Consider the following 17,416-nt stretch of genomic DNA (forward strand, 5'->3'; position numbering starts at 1 on the left):
CGGCGATGTCAGTAGGCGAACTGCGCCCGGATCTGCGCGTCGATCGCCGACTTCCGCGGGGTGTAGGCCGGGTAGAAGTCCTTGCCGCATTCCAGGTCGTCGAGCGCGGCCTTGATCTCCTTGGCGAGGTACGGCTTGGCCTGCTCAGCGGTGAGCCTCGGCATGTGGATCTCCTGGCGCTGGCCCTTCTTCCCCGGGGACGGGACGTCGGGCACGGTGTCGTCCTGCTCCCGGCCCAACTTGTCCTGCTGCTCGGAGAAAGCGGTCTCGCCGCGCTTGGCCATGGCCGTCGGTGTGGTGTCACCGACGGTGTAGCCCTTGCCCTTCAGGCAGGTGGCCATGGCGGTGGAGAGCTCCATCAGCTTGGGGTCGGTGTCGAGCGTGCTGGAGGTCGCCCGCTTCCTGGCCATCGCTATCTGGTTGTAGTAGTCGATATTCGATTTCAGGGTCACGCCGAGGACCTGCTTGCCCGCCGTGGCCATGCAGGCGTCCTTGGCTTTGTAATAGGCGCCCAGCTGAGTGTCGGAGAGCGCCTCCTGGATCTTCGCGTTCGGGTCCGCGGCGCCGCGTTCGGCCTGGGCCTGCGGGGTGTCCATCTCCTGGGGGTAGACGTACTCGGCGAAGATCCCGAAGCCGTATTTTTCGCGATATTTCCGCATGGCTTGGTAGTCGCCCGCATCCCGGAGGCGGTCCTCTTCGCCCGTCGGGATCTCCGGCTTCACCCACGCGACGTACTTGAAGCCCTTCTGCTTCATGCAGTCGGCCTTGGCGGCTTCGAGTTGGTGCTTCTTGTCCTTGGCCGCCGCCGCCGGGCTGGGAGAGGGCGGGGCGGTGGTCTCTGCGGCGCCCCCGCAGCCGCAGAGGACGGCGAGGGCGAGCAGCGCAGTAGGCAGCGTCTTTCTCGTCATGGCGGGAGACCATACTCCGTTTAACGAAGCATGGTCAATCCAGACAGTGCCGCCGCCTCCTGAAGGGCGCGGAGGCGGCCCCGAGGGTCAGGACGGCCAGCACGCCCCAGTAGGCCAGGTGCTGCCTGGTCAGCGCCTCGGCGTGCGTGGTCAGCTCGATGGACGTGACCAGCAGGTAGATGCCCGACGCGAGCGCCCAGCGGTGGTCGCGCGTCAGGTAGCAGCACGCAATGGCCAGCCCGAGCACCGCCGCCTCCACCGCCAGCCTGCTCAGGCTGAGCGGGAACGTCGTGTCCTCCTCCATCCACCGGGGACCCGCCCACGAGATGGCCACGGCGGCCGGCAGCCACCACCACGACCTGGTTCGCAGCGCCTCCCGCCGTCTCGACGCGAGCACCAGCAGCCCGATCAGCGTCACCGCGTAGGTTGCGGTGACGGCGAAGGGGCTGCTGTCCGCGAACAGACCTCGGTCGGTGAGGAAGGAGGGCTCGACCGGCACCAGCGTCAGGTCGAACGCCTGCCGTCCGGCCGCGACGGCGACCGCCTTCACGCCTGTGACGAGGGAGAGCGGGAACGCCGCCAGCACCCATCGGCGCAGGACGGCCAGCAGCGAGAGCGCCGACAGCAGCGTCCACAGGGGCATGGCGCCGGTGTAGGGGAGCAGCGCCGCGAGGTTCGCCGCCGCCACGGCCGTGACGCCCAGGTGCAGGCCGTCCACCCACGCGCTGCCGGTCGCCTGGTGGGCGACGCGGCTGCGCACGCCGCCCGTCAGCAGGCCCCACGCCTCCCTGAGCGCGGGGAGGGTCCTGCCGGAGTCGGCCGACTCCAGCAGGACGTCTAGCAGTTCGTCACCGTGCGCCGCGCGGTACTTCCGCGGATACGCGAGCAGCAGCCTGCGGTAGCGACGTTCGAGGGCGGTCGGGGGCTGGGGCGCGGTGGCGGTCATGTGATGGGGCGCAGCACGAGCTGGGCCGCCTCGTGCATGCGCCTGGCCTCGGCCTCGACCAGCGTCTGGCCCTCGTCGGTGATCCGGAAGTAGCGACGGTTGCGGCCGTTGACCGTCTCCTCTCTGTCCACGGTGATCACGCCCCGCTCGTTCAGGCGCTCCAGGATGCCGTAGAGGGTGCCGACCGAGGGCGTGACCCGGCCCCCGGACAGCTCCTTGACCGACTTGCTGATCGCATGACCGTGCAGCGGGCCCGCGCGTAGGGCGGTGAGCACGAAGTACATCGGCTCGCTGACTTCAGAGGTTCCCCTGGGCATGCGCCGACAGTATTCCGTTGAACGAAGCGTCCGCAACGCGGTTCACGAGGATCGCCCGCCCTTGCCGGCCAGGAAGGCGGAGATCCAGGCCAGCGGGGAGTTCCAGTTGATGGTCAGCTCGTTCGTCGCCCACGACTCGATGTCGTCGATGTAGCAGAACTGCGGCTTGCAGCCCTTGAGCAGCCGCTGCGCGAGCGGGTCCTGGATGCCGGAGTTGGCTCCGCCGGCCAGGGTGCCGCGCGGCGGGTTGGGCAGCGCGGGGTCGAGCTGGTGCGCGTACCAGCGGCTGTGCTGGTTGTGCGAGGCCACCTCGCCGTAGCCGGTCACGTACGACTGGTTGAGCGCGTTGCGGCCGAGGAGGTAGTCCATGCCCTCGCGTACGGCCGCCCGGTACTTCTCGTGCCCGGTCAGGTCGTAGGCCGTGGCCAGGACGACCATGTTGTTCAGCACCAGGTTGTTCGAGCCCCAGTCGAAGTCCGGCGGGTTGTACGGCAGCCCGTACGGGTGTGCCCGCTGGACCGCCAGGTACTTCTCCGCGCCCTCGACCACGGAGCGCCGCACCCGCGCCCGGTCGGGCAGGGCGTTGGGCACGGTGGCCAGATCGAGGCGGCCGAGCTGGGCGGTGTTGCCCCAGTCGAAGCCCCTGTCGCGCCAGATGTCACCGGTGTGGTGCGGGGAGGCCAGCAGGAAGTCCTTGTACTCCTTCCCGCCGGTCGTGATGTACAGCTCCGCCGCCGCCCAGTAGAACTCGTCACTCACGTCGTTGTCGTTGTAGGCGCCGCCGCCGGTGCCGTCGTTCGGGTCGGCGTACCTGGCCGGGTTGGCCCTGGCGGCCGCCCACGCCCTGCGGGCCGCCTTGAGGTTCCTGGCGGCGAACGCCGGGTCGTACCGGGCGAACAGCCTGGCCGCCTGCGCCGCCGTCGCGGCCAGGTTGAGCGTGGCGGCCGTGGAGGTGGGGTGGAGCTCGCGGAGCTGCGGGTCGAGGTGCGGCAGCAGCGGCAGCCCCGTCCAGTTCTGGTCGTGGATCTTGTGGTGCGCCATCCCCGCGTACGGCTTGCCCTCCGGCACCTGCATGCTCAGCAGGAACTCCTGCTCCCAGCGGGCCTCGTCCAGGATGTCGGGCGTGCCGTTGCCGCTCTCCGGGATGTTCAGCTGGCCGTCCTTGAAGGCGGACCTGTCCCGTTCGTACGCGGCCATGAGCTGGTAGACCGAGATGCCGCCGTTGACGACGTACTTGCCGTGGTCGCCGGCGTCGTACCAGCCGCCCTTGACGTTCAGTGAGTAGTCGCAGACGCCGGGCTGGCACGGGACGTTCACGTCACCCTGGTTCGGCGCCACGCCGACGTGCCCGGCGGGCCTGGCGTAGCCCGGCCTGAGCCGGTCGAGGATCTCGATGCCGCTGCGCTGGGTGTAGTAGAACTTCAGCGCGTCCGCGGGGAGCTGGTCGTAGATGTCGGCGGCGATGTCGAACGGCCGGCTCGTCTCGCCGTCCGCCGTGAGCGTGTAGCCCCTGCCCGGCCTGTGGTAGGAGCCGAAGTCGAGGGTGTGCACGTTCTGGCCGGAGCTGGCGTCCACGCCTCTGGGGGTGGTCCTGCCCCTGGCGACCGTCTGACCTGCGGCGTTCTTGAGCTCCCAGCCGAGTGCCGTGGTGGCGGTGGTGACCACGGTGGCCTTCTTGGGGCCCTGCGGGAGGTAGCCGACCATGTTCACGCGGACGCGCGGTCCGGTGTCCGGCTCGTACGTCTCGGGCTCCGCGCCGCCCTTGAGCGAGACGTCGTCCAGGCAGAACCGCCACGGCTCGGCGCTGCCGCCCAGCTGGAAGGCGACCTGGGCGTTGGGCAGCGACACGGGCGCGGTGAAGGTGTAGGAGTAGGCGTTGCCGGAGACGCTGAGCTCCGGATTGGCCGACAGATACTGCGTCCACGGGTCCACGGGGAGCTGGATCAGCGCCTTGCCGACCTTGGCCGGGCTCGCCGACGCGCTGAACCGGTACGCGTACGTGTCGCCCGCCACCAGCGGCACGTCGTTCTGGCCGATGATCACGTCCCAGGGGTTGGCGGTGCCGCCGGGGATGTCGGCGCAGAGGCGGCCGGCGTCGACCGCGATGGTGACGTTGCCGGTGCTCCACCAGGGGGCGGTGCCGGTGTCGAAGGTGCCGTTGACGATCTGTTCGGGTCCCTCGTCCGCCTGCGCTGCCGGGGCGGGGGACAGGGCGACCATGGTGAGGAGGGCCAGTACGGCGGCCCGGCTTCGGGTCATGGAGGTCCTTCGGAAGGGGTGGGAGCGCTCCCAAGAGGTGGAGCGATCTGATCCTCCTGTCCCGCCGCCGTCCCGTCAACGGCTCCGGTTCCATCATGGTGAAATTTCCGGCCAGCTCTCAGTTGGCACGGTGCAATGTGGATAAAAGGCTGTTTTTGCCGTAATAGCGTCATTTTCCGAACTCGTCGGAAATGGGCCTACCCGGGCGATGCCGTTCTTGGTAGAAATTGCGGCTGGTGGCCACGCCCGGGTCGCCTGACGGTTGTCCTTTAAAGGCGATAGTGAGCGGACCGATTCAAGGTGCTTGCCGATGATTTCTTTCTCGTCTCCTGGGACACGACCGGTTCGGGCAAGCCCCGCCTGCACGTCCAGGGCATCGCGCTCGGCCTGGCCGGAGCCCTGATCGGCGAGCTGGTGCTGCACCAGAGGGTCACCGTGCAGGGCACGCGGCTCGCCGTGGCCGACCCCCGGCAGATCATGGAGAACGTGGCCGACAAGGCGCTGGCCGATATCGGCAATTCGCCGCACCATACCGACGTGCGTACGTGGCTGGCGTACCTCGCGCGGCGTTCGGTGGACGACGTGAGCGGGCGGCTGGTGGCGACCGGGCTGCTGGAGCGCGAAACCCCGAAACTGCTCAAACGCAAACAATGCCGCTTTTTCTCCACCGACTTCAGCAAGGCCATGTGGCCCGCCACCCGGCTACGGCTGGCGCTGGTCCGCTGGGAGCCGCTGTCGCCGCAGGACATGGCGCTGGCCGCGCTGGTGGACGCCTGCGACATGACCGACACCGTGCTCGACGACCCCGCCGACCGGCGGCTGGCCCGCCAGTACCTCACGCGGCTGCAGGACGCGATCCCCCGGCCGCTGGGCGACCTGAGCCGCCAGGTGAGCGCCGCGGTCGGCGACGCCGTACTGACCTATCGCACCTGACCCCCTCCGGAAGGAACCCGATGCGTCTCGTGAAGACCGGGCCCGACCTGATCACCGGCGCGCTCGCCGCCGACCGGCTCGGCGCGCCCTCGGTCGTCTACTTCGTGCTCTCCGCCGCCGCACCGCTCACCGTCGTCGCCGGGGTGGTCACCACCGCGTACGCCGTCACCGGGATCACCGGGCTGCCCATCGCGTTCCTGGTGGTCGGGGTGGTGCTGGCGGTCTTCGCGGTCGGGTACGTGGCGATGGCCCGGCACATGGCCAACGCCGGCGCCTTCTACACCTACATCAGCCGCGGACTGGGCCGGCCCGCGGGCATCGCGGCCGCCTGGGTGGCGCTGATCGCGTACAACGCCCTGCAGGTCGGCCTGTACGGCGCGTTCGGGACGGCGGCCACGCCGCTGATCGAGCGGTGGCTGGGCGTCACGCCGCCCTGGTGGATCATCTCGCTGGTCGCCTGGGCCCTGGTCGCGGCCCTGGGCATGACGCGGGTGGACGTCAACGGGCGGCTCCTCGCCGTGCTGCTGACCGCCGAGGTGGCGGTCATCCTGCTGTTCGACGTCGCGGACCTGGCCCACCCGGCGGCCTCCGGGTTCTCGGCGGAGACGCTGTCGCCGAGCGCGCTGTTCGTGCCCGGCGTGGGGGCGCTGCTGGTGATCGCCACGCTGGGGTTCGTCGGGTTCGAGTCGTCCGTGGTGTTCTCGGAGGAGAGCCGGGAGCCGCGCCGTACCGTGCCGCTGGCCACGTACTCGGCGGTGGCGATCATCGCGGTCGTGTACGCGCTGTCGTCGTGGGCGATGACGGTCGCCACCGGACCCGCGGACATCGTGGCCACGGCCAGGCGGGACCAGGCCGACACCATCTTCCAGCTCGCCGGCGCGCACCTGGGCGAGACCGTGGTGGACGTCGCCAGGGTGCTCTTCGTGACCAGCCTCTTCGCGGCGATGATCTCCTTCCACAACACCACCGCCCGCTACTTCTTCGCGCTCGGGCGGGAGCGGGTGCTGCCGTCGGTCTTCGGCCGGACCAGGGCGCGCAGCGGGGCCCCCAAGGCGGGCTCGATCGCCCAGAGCGGGTTCGGGCTGGTCGTCATTCTGGCCTACGCGCTGCTGGGGCTCGATCCGCTGGTGCAGCTCTTCTTCTACGGGGGCTCGTTCGGCGGGTTCGGCGTGCTGCTGCTCGTCTTCGTGACGAGCATCGCGATCATCGTCTTCTTCGCCAGGGAGCCGAGCGGCGAGACGTTCTCGCGGCGGGTCGTCGCGCCCGTGCCCGCCGCGCTGGCGCTGGCCGTGATGGTGTGGCTGGCCGTGGAGAACTTCGGGGCGCTGCTGGGCGTGCCCGAGGGGGATCCGCTGGCGTGGATCCTGCCCACGGTGTACGGCGTGGCGGCGGTGATCGGGGTGGTGTGGGCTCTGGTACTTCGCGCCGGACAGCCCGCCGTTTACTCTCTGGTGGGAATGGGCGCCAAGGCGGCGATCCGGGATGGGGCGTGACACGATGGCAGAATCCTGGACGATGCGACCGGTCATCCGGCGGGCGACGGCCGACGACGCGGCGAAGGTGGCGGAGCTCATCGCGACCGCGTTCTCGGGGTTGAGGGTGACGCACTACCTCGTTCCCGTCCGCAGGGAACGTCACCAGGTGATGACCGCGAACTTCCGGATCCTCGTCGATCACGCCGTGGAGCACGGCGAGATCCATCTCGTCGACGACGGCTCCGCGGTCGCGGTCTGGTTCCCCCACACCGCGCCGTTGCCCGAGCCGCCCGACTACGACCGGCGGCTGGTCGAGGCCACGGGCCATTGGGCCGAGCGCTTCCGCGTGCTCGACGCGCTGTTCGCGGCGAACCATCCCGCGCAGCCGTACCACTACCTGGCCTTCCTGGCGGTGCACCCGAGCTACCAGAACCAGGGGCTCGGCTCGGCGCTGCTGCGGCACCACCACGCCCGGCTGGGCGGGGTGCCCGCGTACCTGGAGGCCAGCGACCCGCGCAACCGCGACCTGTACGCGCGCCACGGCTACCAGGCGCGGGAGCCGTTCGCGCTGCCGGACGGGACCCTGTTCTGGCCGATGTGGCGGCCCGCGGACGGGTAGCCCCGCCGCGGGCCCTTCCACGGTGGCGGTTACTCGCGGGTCTGCCGGAGCGTGACCGTGTAGGTGTACTGCGTCTCGTCAGTGCCCGAGATGATGGTCACGTCGTCGGCGTGCTGGCCGGTGGAGAGACCCTGGCAGGTGGACTCGTGCGCCGTCGCCGAGCCGAGGCTGTCGCCCTCCCCCACGATGGGCGGGGTGACCTCACGCAGGTTGAAGCTCTCGTTCCCGCTGCCCAGGACGAGGAGCGTGGTCGGGTTGCCGAAGTCGGCCCCGTCCGCCGTGTCACCGCTCTTCATGGCGTGGTACTTGTCGCCGAACTTCGGGAACAGGTTCCCGTCCACCTTGAAGCGGAGCTCGTCCTTCCCGTCCCGCTCCGCCACGTTGTTGGCCACGATCTTGTGCAGGTCCACGCGGCACGACCCGGGCGCGGCCTGCGCCGGGATCGCGGCCAGCGCCGCCGGCGCGGCGAGACCGGTGGCCAGCGCGAGCCCGGCGATCAGCTTGTGAGAGCGCATGCTGTCTTCTCCTTGATGTCTTGATGCCTCGATGGCGGTACGCCTCGCGTCCCTCGCGAAGCCCGGCATCAGGCTGCGGCGGGCATCGTGAGCGCATCGTCAAAGCCCAGGTCAGTCATGTACGGCACGCGCCATCCGCGTCTTTTTCCACAGCGTGGGGACAGGTGCGTGCCTACTCTCCTGCTTCCATGGGAGACTCGCTGACCCTGCTCCTGCTGGGCCCGCCCGACCTCGCCGTCGGAGGGGCGCCCGTGGGCATCCGTTCCGCCAAGACCCGGGCGCTGCTCTGCTACCTGGCCGCCGCGCCTGGCCCGCGTCCGCGCGCCGAGCTGGCCGCGCTGCTGTGGGGCGAGCGCCCCGACGCCAACGCGCGGGGCAGCCTGCGGCTCGCGCTGTCCGAGCTGCGTAAGGAGGTGGGCGGCTGGCTCGACATCACCCGCGAACACGTGAGCCTCCGCGCCGGCCCCGCCTGCTTCGTGGACCACCGGCGTCTCACCCAGGCGCCGACGGTGGCGGAGGCGCTGCGGCTGTGGCGCGGCGACTTCCTGGACGGCGTCTCCTTCGGCGACGCGCCGGCCTTCGCCGACTGGCTGGAGTCGGAGCGCCGACGGGTGCGGCTGCTGCTGCGCGACCTGCTCGTCCACTCGGGCACCACCTGCGCCTCCGGGTCCTCGGCCTCCGTGGCTTTCGCCTCCTCCCGGTCCTCCGCCTCTTCCGGGTCCTTGGGGTCCGGGGCCTCCGCCTCCTCCGGCTGCTCCGACGACGTGGTGCGGCTGGCGCGCATCGTGGCCGGGCTCGATCCGTACGACGAGGAGGCGCATCGGCTGCTGATGCGCGCCCTGGCCGAGGCGGGCAACCGGGCGGCGGCGCTGACCTGCTACGACGAGCTGCGCCGCCGGCTGGCGACCGAGCTGGGCGTCGAACCCGCGCCGGAGACCCTGGAGGTCAGGCGGCAGCTCCTGCCCAGGGCGCTGCCCGCCCCGCGCGTGGCGCTGCCCGTGCCCGGCACGGAGCTGATCGGCAGGGATGCCGACGTCCGGCGCCTGCGCGCGCTGCTGGCCGGGGAGCGCCTGGTCACCCTGCTGGGACCGGGCGGGATCGGCAAGACCCGCCTCGCCATCGCCGCCGCATCGAACGCCCCCGACCCACACCCGGCCGGAGACCTCGGCGTGCGGCACTCGGACCGGCCAGCCGCTCTGCGACACCTGACCCGGGGGGACGGTGGGCGGCGTCCGGATCGGGGGGACGGTGGGCGGCGTCCGGATCGGGGGGACGGTGGGCGGCGTCCGGATCGGGGGGACGGTGGGGCGCGGCCGGGGTGCGGGCGGGAGGTCGCGTTCGTGTCCTTCGCGGGTGTGCGGCCCGAGGCGGCCGTCACCACGCTGGCCCGCCGTCTCGGCGTGGACCTTTCGCCGCCGCGCCCCGCCACGGAACTCCTCCTCGCCGCACTCGCCCACCGCACGACCCTCCTCGTGCTCGACAACCTCGACCACCTCCCCGCCTTCGACCGCGTCGTCGGCGAGATCCTCCGCACGGCCCCCGAGGTGCGGGTCCTGGCGACGAGCAGGCGCCGCCTGGACCTGCCCGGCCAGGTGACCGTCCAGGTGGAGGGGCTGTCGGGGCCGGCCGCCGAGGCGCTGTTCGCCGTGCGGGCGGTCAGAGCGCAACCGTCGTTCGACGCGGACCGCGAGGCCGCCGACGTGGCCGCGATCTGCGCCGTCACCGGCGGCCTCCCGCTGGCCGTCGAGCTCGCGGCCGGCCTGCTGCGCGCCATACCGTGCGCGGAGCTGGCCAGTCGCCTGAGCGCCGACCCCGTCGCCCTGCTCTCCACCGCCGGACCCGCCGCCAGGCCACGGCACGCCGGCATGCGTACGGTGTTCGAGACCTCCTGGCGCCTGCTGGACCCGGCCTGCCGGTCGGCGCTGGCCGCGCTGTCGGTGTTCGGGGGCGGGTGCACGTTGCACTCGGCCTTGGAGGTGGCCGCGACGACCCCGCAGGTGCTGGTCCGCCTGGTCGATCAGAGCATGCTCCACCTCACCCCGTCCGGCCGGTACGCCCTCCACCCGCTCATCCAGCAGTTCGCCGCCGCGCACCTGCGCGAGGACCCTGAGGCGCACCGGTCCGTACGTGAGCGGCACGCCGCCCACTTCGCCGGGCTCCTCGACCACCACGCGCCCGCGCTCCACGACGCTTCGGACACGGAGGTGACCCGCGTGCTCGGGGCGGAGACGGACAACATCCGCCTGGCCTGGGCGGCGTCGGGGGAGCCGCGGTTCCTCGATCACTACTGGACGCTGTGCCTGAGGTTACGCCTCTATGAGGAGTCGGCGGCCATCGTCCGGCGCCACCTCGCGCGGGGGGCGCCGGCGCCGCATCTGCGTGCCCGTTGGCTGCGGATGGCGGGGGTGAGCGCGTACCAGCTGGCCAGGGTGGCGGAGGCCACACAGCTCGCCAGGGCCGCGCTCGACGCCCTGGGCGAGCCGCTCCCCGCCTCACCCACCGGCCTCGCCACCGCCACCCTGACCGCCGCCGCACAGCAGGCCGTGCACCGCGCCCTGCTCTTCGGACCCCGCGTCCCGCCCTCCGACCACCGCGTCTCGCCTTTCGGGTCCCGTGCCGTGCCCTCCGAGTGCCGCGCCGTGCCCTCCGAGTGCCGCGCCGTGCCCTCCGGGCGCCGCGCCCTGTCCTCCGGGCGCCGGGTCTTTCCCTCCATGAGCGCGGACGCGGCCGGGGCGGAGGCCGCGCAGGCGCTCGCCTTACTGGCCAGGCTCGCCTACCACGAGCAGGACCTGCCCACGATGCTGGCCGCCTCGCTCCGCCAGCTCAACGCCGCCGAACGGGCGACCGACCCGTCGCTGCGAGCCGAGGCGTATGCGAACTTCGCCGCCATCGCCCGCATAGCCGGCCGCCACCGTCTCGCGCGCCGCTACGGCACGCTCTCCGACACCGCCCTGGCCGAGATCCGGCACCCCACGGACGCCGTGAACCGCGCCAGGCTGTCCCGGGGGCTCGACCAGCTCCATTCGGGCGCGTTCGAGAGGGCCCGGCAGTCCTTCGCCGAGGGCAGGGCCAGGACCCTGGACCCGCGGATGGCGGAGAACTGCGCGGGCATGCTCGCGGAGACGGCCCTGTGGCAGGGGGACTTCGCGGCGGCGGCGGACCTGTACGCCGAGACGGAGGAGCTGGCGGTCCGCCGGGTGGGCGGGGACGACATCGGCCGCCACTGGTGCCTGACCGGCCGGGCCGAGGCGCTGCTGCGGATGGACGCGGTGCCTCCGGAACGGATCGCGGAGGTGCTGGCGGCCGCCCGCGCGTCCACGGATCGCCGCCGGACGTACGGGAAGGAGCTGGGTCTGCGGGACGGGCCGGTCACGCGGACGATCCAGGAGCTGCGCCTGATCACGGCCGCCGCACGACTGGACCTCCGCGTCCCGGATGCGAGGGGCCTCGTCCTGGCCGACACGCGCCTGGAAGTGCGCGCCGCCGACGCCGGCCAGAGTGCGGTGCGCGACGTGTTGGCGCGGGCGCTCGTACTGGCGCGCGGGCTGCCGGCGGCGCAGCCCGGGATGCTGGAGTGCTGGGCAGGGCTGGCCGAGCTGCTCTCGTCGCTCGGCCCCCGGCCAGACCGGGCGACGACGCGGCTGCTCCACGCCCACCTGCGCGCGTACCAGGCGCGGTACCCCGGCGCCGCGGCCCGCATCGGCTGGGCCCGCGCCCTCGTGCTGGCCGCGGCGGGCAAGGAGAAGGCGGCAAGGAGGGCGGCGGCGCAGGCCATGGCCGCCGCGGAACGTCTCGCCACGCCGTACGACCACCGCCGGGCAGCGCGGCTGGCCACCTAGTTCGACACGAAAGCGGCGGTCAGCCGGGGTCTTGGGATTGCCGGGCGGCACCGGGTACGGTCGGGGCCATGCACGCGTACCGGACCGGATTCGTGGCGCTCGCCACGCTGGCCGCGCTGGCCGCGTGCGGCGGTGCCGCGCCCAGCGCGCCGGAGGCGGTGCTGCCCGCATCGCCGTCCGGAAGCCCGGAGCCCGCGTCGCCGTCCGGAAGCCCGGAGCCCACGGGGCAGCCCGGGCAGGTGCTGGCAGGAAAGATCGTCGTGATCGACCCCGGCCACAACGGCGGGAACGCCGCGCACCCCAAAGAGATCAACCGCCAGGTCGACATCATCACCGGCAAGAAGGCGTGCAACACGACCGGCACCGAGACCGACGCCGGATACCCCGAGCACGCCTTCACCTGGGACGTCGCGAGGAGGCTCAAGCCGATCCTGGAGAAGATGGGCGCCAAGGTCGTGTTCACCAGGTCCGACGACAAAGGCGTCGGCCCGTGCGTCACCGAGCGGGCCGCGATCGGCAACGAGGCCAGGGCGGACGCGGTCCTGTCGATCCACGGTGACGGCGCCGCCCCGAGCGGGCACGGCTTCCATGTGATCATGCCGGGGCCGGTGGAGGGGCAGAACGACGCGATCATCAAACCGTCCCGCCGGCTCGGCGTGGCGGTCAGGAACGCCTACCACGCCGGCACAGGGCTCCCGTACGCCACCTACACCGGCACGGACGGGCTGCAGACCCGCACCGACCTGGGCGGGCTCAACCTCTCCACGCGACCTGCGGTGTTCGTCGAGTGCGGCAACATGCGCAACCGGGGGGACGCCGCCAAGATGTCCGACCCGACCTTCCGCGAGCGGATGGCCAGGGCCCTGGCCGGCGGCCTCAGGAAGTACCTGAGCTAGCGGCCCCGTACGCGCGCAGGAACGCCGCGACGGCGGCCTCGGAGAGCCGGTCCAGGTCGGCCTCCGTGTAGTGGTCGCCGCCTCCCCAGAACATGACCTTGTTCACCGGGATCCACAGCAGCAGGCCCACGAAGTGTTCGGCGGTCAGCTGGGGGTCGTCCAGGCGGAGCAGCCCGCGCTCCGCGAGGCGTTGGAAGGCGGTGGCCAGGGTCGTCAGTGAGCGCTCGAAGCCCTGCTGGTACCAGGTCCGGCCGAGATCGGGGAAGCGGTCGGCCTCGGCGATGATCAGCCGCCGCAGGCGGAGCACGTCCGGTCGCATGAGCGCGTCGAGGTACCGGCGGGCCAGCTCGTGGAGGTCCTTCTCCAGGTCATGGCTGTCGTCGAGGGTCGTCGCGATCAGCGTGGCCAGCCCGCTCACCTGGTCCGTCGTGTCGAGGATGATGCTGGTGAACAGCTGCTCCTTGTCGGTGAAGTGCTTGTAGACGGTCTGCTTCGAGACCGCCGCCAGCGCCGCCACCTCGTCCATGCTCGCGCCCACGTAGCCGTTGCGCAGGAAGACCGGCCGCGCCGCGTCCATGATCTGCCTGCGCTTGCGTGCCGTGCGGCCGTCCTCTTCCGGTGCCATGACCACCCCTTCGCGCCCTCACGGAAAAGAGTACTAGACAGTTCCGTACTCGTGTGAGTACTGTACCGTCTAGTTTCCGAGGCGGACAAGGACAAGACCATGAGTGATCTCCAGAAGCAGGTGCAGGAAGCCGCCGACAGCCTCGTCGAGTCGGGTGACGAACGCGGGCTCCAGGTGGCCGTCTATCGAGACGGCGTCCAGATCGTGGACGTGGTGGCGGGCGTGGCCGACCCCGAGACCGGGCGGTCCGTCACGTCCGACACACCCTTCTACAACTTCTCGATCGGCAAGGGCGCCACCGCCACCGTCGCCCACCTCCTGGCCGAGCGGGGGCTGTTCGGCTATGACACGCCGGTGGTGGAGCTGTGGCCGGAGTTCGGGCGGCACGGCAAGCAGGGGGTGACCGTACGGCACGTGCTGTCGCACACGGCGGGCGTGCCCGGCGTACCGCTCGACACGACGCCCGAGGACGTCTGCGACTGGGAGAAGATGGTCGCCGCGCTGGAGGACGCCGAGCTGTGGTGGGAGCCGGGCACGAAGGTGGGCTACCACGCGTACACGTTCGGGTTCCTGGTCGGCGAGATCGTCCGCCGGGTCACCGGCAAGCCCATCTCGCAGGTGCTGCTCGAGGACGTGGCGGGGCCGCTGGGCGTGGCCGACGAGCTCTACTTCGGGATGCCGGAGAAGGAGCACGCCCGGCTGGCGAAGCTGGAGGACGCGCCGGTGGACATGTCGGCGTGGGGCGAGATGCCGGCGGACCTGCCGATGTTCAAGGCGGGGCCGATGAGCCTGATGCCGACCGCCGACCTGGGCAACCGGCCCGACTACCTGTCCGCCGACATCCCCGCGGGCGGCAAGACCTCGGCCAGGGCCATCGCGCGGATGTACGCGGCGCTGCTCGGCGAGGTGGACGGGACGCGGCTGATCTCGCCAGAACGGCTGCGCGAGGTGACGGCGGTCGCCTCCAGCGGGATCGACGAGGTGTTCGGCATGCCTTCCGCCTGGGGACTCGGGTACGGCATCGGCGCCCCCGACTCGACGGCCGAGGCGACCCCGACGATCTTCGGGGTGCCGGGTGCGGGCGGCAGCGCGGCCTGGGCCGACACGGCGACCGGCACCGCGTTCGCCCTCACGAAGAACCGCCTCACCAACGACTTCGCGGCCGTCTCCCGGATCAGCGCCATCGTCAAAGGCGCCTGACGGGCTCCCACGCCCCCAGGGGTCGGGCGTCAGCCGTCGCGGCAGAGCGGTTTGCCGCCCACCACGCAGGCGATGTCGTCGAGCTGGCAGCTCAGCAGGGTGCCGTCCATGCCGAGCACGAGCACGAGATCGCGCCTGGACGGATGAGCCAGCATGACCCTGCCGACCACGCCATTATCCAAGATCACGGTCGGGCGGCCTGCCGCGTTGTCCATGCCCTCGTGACTCCTCTCAGCTGCGGAACGGAATCCGTTCCCCACCAGGATGCACAGGTGTGTGTCATGAGCGCATCGGTCATCTGGCTCAAATTCCGTCCCGGGGTAGGAATGGCCATGGAAGACTGGCTTCAGCAGGGGGTACGGGAGGTAGTGATCTTGCACACCTGGCTGACTGATCGGTTCGGCCTGAAGGTGCCGCTGGTGGGCGCGCCGATGGCGGGAGTGGGCGCGGGCCGGCTGGCCGCCGCGATCTCCGAGGCCGGGGCGCTGGGCGTGATCGGGGCCTCCGCCGCTGTCACGCCGGAGTGGATCTCGAAGGAGGCCGCCGTCGCGGGCGGCGGGCCGTACGGGATCGGGCTCATGGCCTGGGCGCTGCCCGGCAATCCGGCCCAGTTCGACGCCGTGCTCGAGCTCCGGCCCGCGCTGGTCTCCGTGAGCTTCGGGCCGTACGCGCGCTATGTCGAGGAGCTCCGGCAGGCGGGCATCACGGTGGTCACCCAGGCGGGCACCACCGACGAGGCCCGCGCCGCCGAGCAGGCCGGGGTGGACGCGGTGGTGGCGCGCGGGGCCGAGGCCGGCGGGCACGGGCGCGACGAGGTGGGCACCCTGCCGCTGCTGCAGAGCGTGCTCGACGCGGTGCGGATCCCGGTGCTCGCGGCGGGCGGCATCGCCAACGCGCGCGGGCTCGCCGCCGTGCTGGCCGCGGGCGCCGCCGGGGCGTGGGTGGGCACGGCGTTCATGGGGTGTGTGGAGACCGCGCTCTCCGCGGAGGCCGGCGACCGGTTGCTGGCCGCGGAGGAGACGGGCACCGCGTACGGCCGGGTCTTCGACATCGCCCAGCGCCTCGGATGGCCGCCGGAGTACGGCGGGCGGGCGCTGCGTAACGCGTTCTTCGACCGTTGGGAGGGCCGGGAGGACGAGCTGGCCGCGGACGACTCCGCGCGCGCCCGGCTGGAGGAGGCGCGGCGCGTGGGCGACTTCGACACCGCCTACATTTACGCGGGGCAGGGAGTGGGGCTGGTGCGCGAGCGGCGCACGGCGGCCGACGTGGTGGCCGACTTCGCCGCCGCCGAGCGGCTCCTGACCCGCTTCACGGCTCCCGGCGCCTGACCTGTCCGAGCACGCTGAACGAGAACGTGTTCTAGTCTGCGGTCCGCCTCTGCGGTTGCGGCGTTCTCCGCCCGGCTCGCGCCGCGCGCGGCTGAGCGCCGAGTAGTATGGCGTTCGAGTCGTACGCGCTGAAGGAGACGGCCCCCCGTGACCGAGCTAGAACGCGTTCCGCCTGGTGTGGACCCGACTGTTCCCAGCTCCGCCCGGGTGTACGACTACCTGCTCGGCGGCAAGGACCACGTCGCGGTCGATCGGGCCGTGGCCGAGAAACTGCTCGCGGTGGCCCCGGAATCACGCATGGTGGCCAGGGCCAACCGCAGGTTCCAGGTCGAGGCCGTCCGCCATCTGGCGGAGCAGGGCGTGCGGCAGTTCATCGACCTGGGCACCGGCATCCCGACCTCGCCCAGCATCCACGAGACCGCCCGCTCCGTGAGCTCCTCCTGCCGGGTGGTCTACGTGGACTACGACCCGGTGGTGCGCCTGCACGCCCAGGTGCTGCTGGCCGACTCGCCCGGCCTCGCCAGCATCCAGGCCGATCTGCGCCGCCCCGCCGACGTGCTGGCCGACCCTCACGTCAGCGACCTGATCGACTTCAGCCGGCCGGTGTGCGTGCTGCTGGTCGGCGTGCTGCACTACGTGATGGACGAGGAGGACCCCGAGGGCATCGTGGCCGCGTTCAGGGAGCGCATGGTGCCGGGCAGCCATCTGGTGCTCACCCACGCGATGGCCGAGAGCGACCCCGAGGCGATCGCCCAGCTCACCAAGGCGACGGTCGGCACCCCCGCGCAGGCGCGGTTCAGGACGCGGGAGGAGGTGCTGCGGCTGTTCGACGGGTTCGAGCTGATCGGGCCCGGCCTGCTGCCGGTCCAGGACTGGCACATCGGCGACGAGCCCCACATCCCCCTGCTGAGCGACAGGTCGCGGCTCCGCATCGAGGGCGGGGTCGGCCGGCTCAGAGCTTGATGCCGTTGATGATCTTCGCCAGCCCGGGCACGAGGGGCGTGCTGGCCATCACGGTGACGACGACTCCCTTGCGCTCGACCCAGCCCGCGTACCGGCCGTCGCCGAGCGCGCCGTCCCCTTCCTGGGTGAGCACCTGACGATCGCCGATCTTCACGGTCCTCGTGTCGCCGGAGAACGTCCCCATGTCGAACGGCCCGTTCTTGAGCTGCGCGAGCTCGCTCGCCTTCGGCCAGCACACCACCCTGACCCACAGCGACCGCTGCTTGGCATCCGCGTTTGGGCGGTCGTCCCCCCACTGGTAGCCGTACTCCGTGATGCCGTCGTGCTTGCTGACGAGGACTCCGCCGTACGTGAAGCCCCTCGGGATGTGGTTGACGCGGACTCCCCTGATGGCGGCGGCGCCCCTGGGCGGCTTGTCGACCTTGTCGTCGGACGACCGCTTCACCTCCGCCTTGGTCGGGGTGGGGCAGGCGGGGCGCTCCGCGGCCTGGGCCGGGAGCGCCACCAGAGCCGCGGCGACGGGGAGGGCGGACAGGGCGGCGAGTCGTTGAATCGTGTTCACGTCGAAGTTGGATGCGGCAGATGTGAGAAAG

16 protein-coding genes are annotated in these 17,416 nt (G+C 71.7%); 8 read left to right on the forward strand and 8 right to left on the reverse strand.

The features are described from left to right. Positions 1 to 8: 8 nt before the first annotated feature. Genes AB0H84_RS14020 through AB0H84_RS14035 form a run of 4 tightly spaced genes read right to left on the reverse strand, consistent with a single transcriptional unit; the run spans position 9 to position 4,430 of the window. The gene (locus AB0H84_RS14020; protein WP_357603122.1) at positions 9 to 908 is read right to left on the reverse strand and encodes a hypothetical protein; all 900 of its coding nucleotides are present in this window, start codon (positions 906 to 908) and stop codon (positions 9 to 11) included. 34 nt (positions 909 to 942) lie between these two features. Continuing rightward, the gene (locus AB0H84_RS14025; protein ID WP_357603125.1) at positions 943 to 1,854 is read right to left on the reverse strand and encodes a hypothetical protein; all 912 of its coding nucleotides are present in this window, start codon (positions 1,852 to 1,854) and stop codon (positions 943 to 945) included. Next, entirely contained in the window at positions 1,851 to 2,171 is a 321-nt protein-coding gene (locus AB0H84_RS14030; protein WP_357603128.1) for a PadR family transcriptional regulator, read from the reverse strand. Before AB0H84_RS14030 ends, AB0H84_RS14025 begins: the two co-directional genes overlap by 4 nt. A gap of 42 nt (positions 2,172 to 2,213) precedes the next feature. Beyond that, the gene (locus AB0H84_RS14035) at positions 2,214 to 4,430 is read right to left on the reverse strand and encodes a glycoside hydrolase family 9 protein (RefSeq protein ID WP_357603131.1); all 2,217 of its coding nucleotides are present in this window, start codon (positions 4,428 to 4,430) and stop codon (positions 2,214 to 2,216) included. Between the two features lie 300 nt (positions 4,431 to 4,730). Here AB0H84_RS14035 and AB0H84_RS14040 point away from each other — a divergent pair, with 300 nt between their 5' ends. From AB0H84_RS14040 to AB0H84_RS14050, 3 genes are read left to right on the forward strand one after another with little or no spacing between them, the layout of a single operon-like run. Continuing rightward, positions 4,731 to 5,363: a GPP34 family phosphoprotein gene (locus tag AB0H84_RS14040; protein ID WP_357603133.1), complete on the forward strand. Its 633-nt coding sequence runs from the start codon at positions 4,731 to 4,733 to the stop codon at positions 5,361 to 5,363. Between the two features lie 20 nt (positions 5,364 to 5,383). Continuing rightward, positions 5,384 to 6,856: an APC family permease gene (locus tag AB0H84_RS14045; RefSeq protein WP_357603136.1), complete on the forward strand. Its 1,473-nt coding sequence runs from the start codon at positions 5,384 to 5,386 to the stop codon at positions 6,854 to 6,856. Between the two features lie 22 nt (positions 6,857 to 6,878). Beyond that, entirely contained in the window at positions 6,879 to 7,457 is a 579-nt protein-coding gene (locus tag AB0H84_RS14050; RefSeq protein WP_357603139.1) for a GNAT family N-acetyltransferase, read from the forward strand. Between the two features lie 29 nt (positions 7,458 to 7,486). Here the strand turns inward: AB0H84_RS14050 and AB0H84_RS14055 are convergent, their stop codons facing one another. After that, positions 7,487 to 7,972: a hypothetical protein gene (locus AB0H84_RS14055; RefSeq protein ID WP_357603142.1), complete on the reverse strand. Its 486-nt coding sequence runs from the start codon at positions 7,970 to 7,972 to the stop codon at positions 7,487 to 7,489. 188 nt (positions 7,973 to 8,160) lie between these two features. Between AB0H84_RS14055 and AB0H84_RS14060 the strand changes: the two genes are divergently transcribed. Both AB0H84_RS14060 and AB0H84_RS14065 read left to right on the forward strand, forming a co-directional pair. Beyond that, positions 8,161 to 11,811 carry a BTAD domain-containing putative transcriptional regulator gene (locus tag AB0H84_RS14060; protein ID WP_357603144.1) on the forward strand — a complete coding sequence of 1,217 codons (3,651 nt, stop codon included), beginning with the start codon at positions 8,161 to 8,163 and terminating at the stop codon, positions 11,809 to 11,811. Positions 11,812 to 11,879: 68 nt separating this feature from the next. Further along, positions 11,880 to 12,707, forward strand: a complete 828-nt coding sequence (locus AB0H84_RS14065; RefSeq protein ID WP_357603147.1) for an N-acetylmuramoyl-L-alanine amidase — start codon at positions 11,880 to 11,882, stop codon at positions 12,705 to 12,707. On the opposite strand, the gene AB0H84_RS14070 is transcribed toward AB0H84_RS14065, so the two are convergent. Then, positions 12,688 to 13,332, reverse strand: a complete 645-nt coding sequence (locus AB0H84_RS14070) for a TetR/AcrR family transcriptional regulator (protein ID WP_357603150.1) — start codon at positions 13,330 to 13,332, stop codon at positions 12,688 to 12,690. The genes AB0H84_RS14065 and AB0H84_RS14070 overlap by 20 nt on opposite strands. Positions 13,333 to 13,431: 99 nt before the next feature. Here AB0H84_RS14070 and AB0H84_RS14075 point away from each other — a divergent pair, with 99 nt between their 5' ends. After that, positions 13,432 to 14,532 (forward strand): serine hydrolase domain-containing protein, encoded by a 1,101-nt coding sequence (locus AB0H84_RS14075; protein ID WP_357603153.1) that lies wholly within the window; start codon positions 13,432 to 13,434, stop codon positions 14,530 to 14,532. Between the two features lie 29 nt (positions 14,533 to 14,561). Here the strand turns inward: AB0H84_RS14075 and AB0H84_RS14080 are convergent, their stop codons facing one another. Continuing rightward, a complete protein-coding gene (locus AB0H84_RS14080) occupies positions 14,562 to 14,747 on the reverse strand; it encodes a hypothetical protein (protein WP_345000866.1) in 186 nt (61 codons plus the stop codon). Positions 14,748 to 14,864: 117 nt separating this feature from the next. On the opposite strand from AB0H84_RS14080, the gene AB0H84_RS14085 reads away from it, so the two are divergent. Together AB0H84_RS14085 and AB0H84_RS14090 are read left to right on the forward strand one after the other, a co-directional pair. Continuing rightward, on the forward strand, positions 14,865 to 15,860 hold the full coding sequence (locus AB0H84_RS14085) for a nitronate monooxygenase (protein WP_357603156.1): 996 nt from the start codon (positions 14,865 to 14,867) through the stop codon (positions 15,858 to 15,860). A 147-nt stretch (positions 15,861 to 16,007) separates the two neighbouring features. After that, complete coding sequence (locus AB0H84_RS14090) at positions 16,008 to 16,823, forward strand: SAM-dependent methyltransferase (RefSeq protein ID WP_357603159.1); 816 nt, start codon at positions 16,008 to 16,010, stop codon at positions 16,821 to 16,823. Here the strand turns inward: AB0H84_RS14090 and AB0H84_RS14095 are convergent. Then, positions 16,813 to 17,385 carry a hypothetical protein gene (locus AB0H84_RS14095; RefSeq protein WP_357603162.1) on the reverse strand — a complete coding sequence of 191 codons (573 nt, stop codon included), beginning with the start codon at positions 17,383 to 17,385 and terminating at the stop codon, positions 16,813 to 16,815. The two genes, AB0H84_RS14090 and AB0H84_RS14095, sit on opposite strands and share 11 nt — an antisense overlap. Between the last annotated feature and the right edge of the window lie 31 nt (positions 17,386 to 17,416).

Origin of the sequence: Nonomuraea sp. NPDC050786 (genome assembly GCF_040654115.1) — a bacterium.
Lineage (GTDB): Bacteria > Actinomycetota > Actinomycetes > Streptosporangiales > Streptosporangiaceae > Nonomuraea.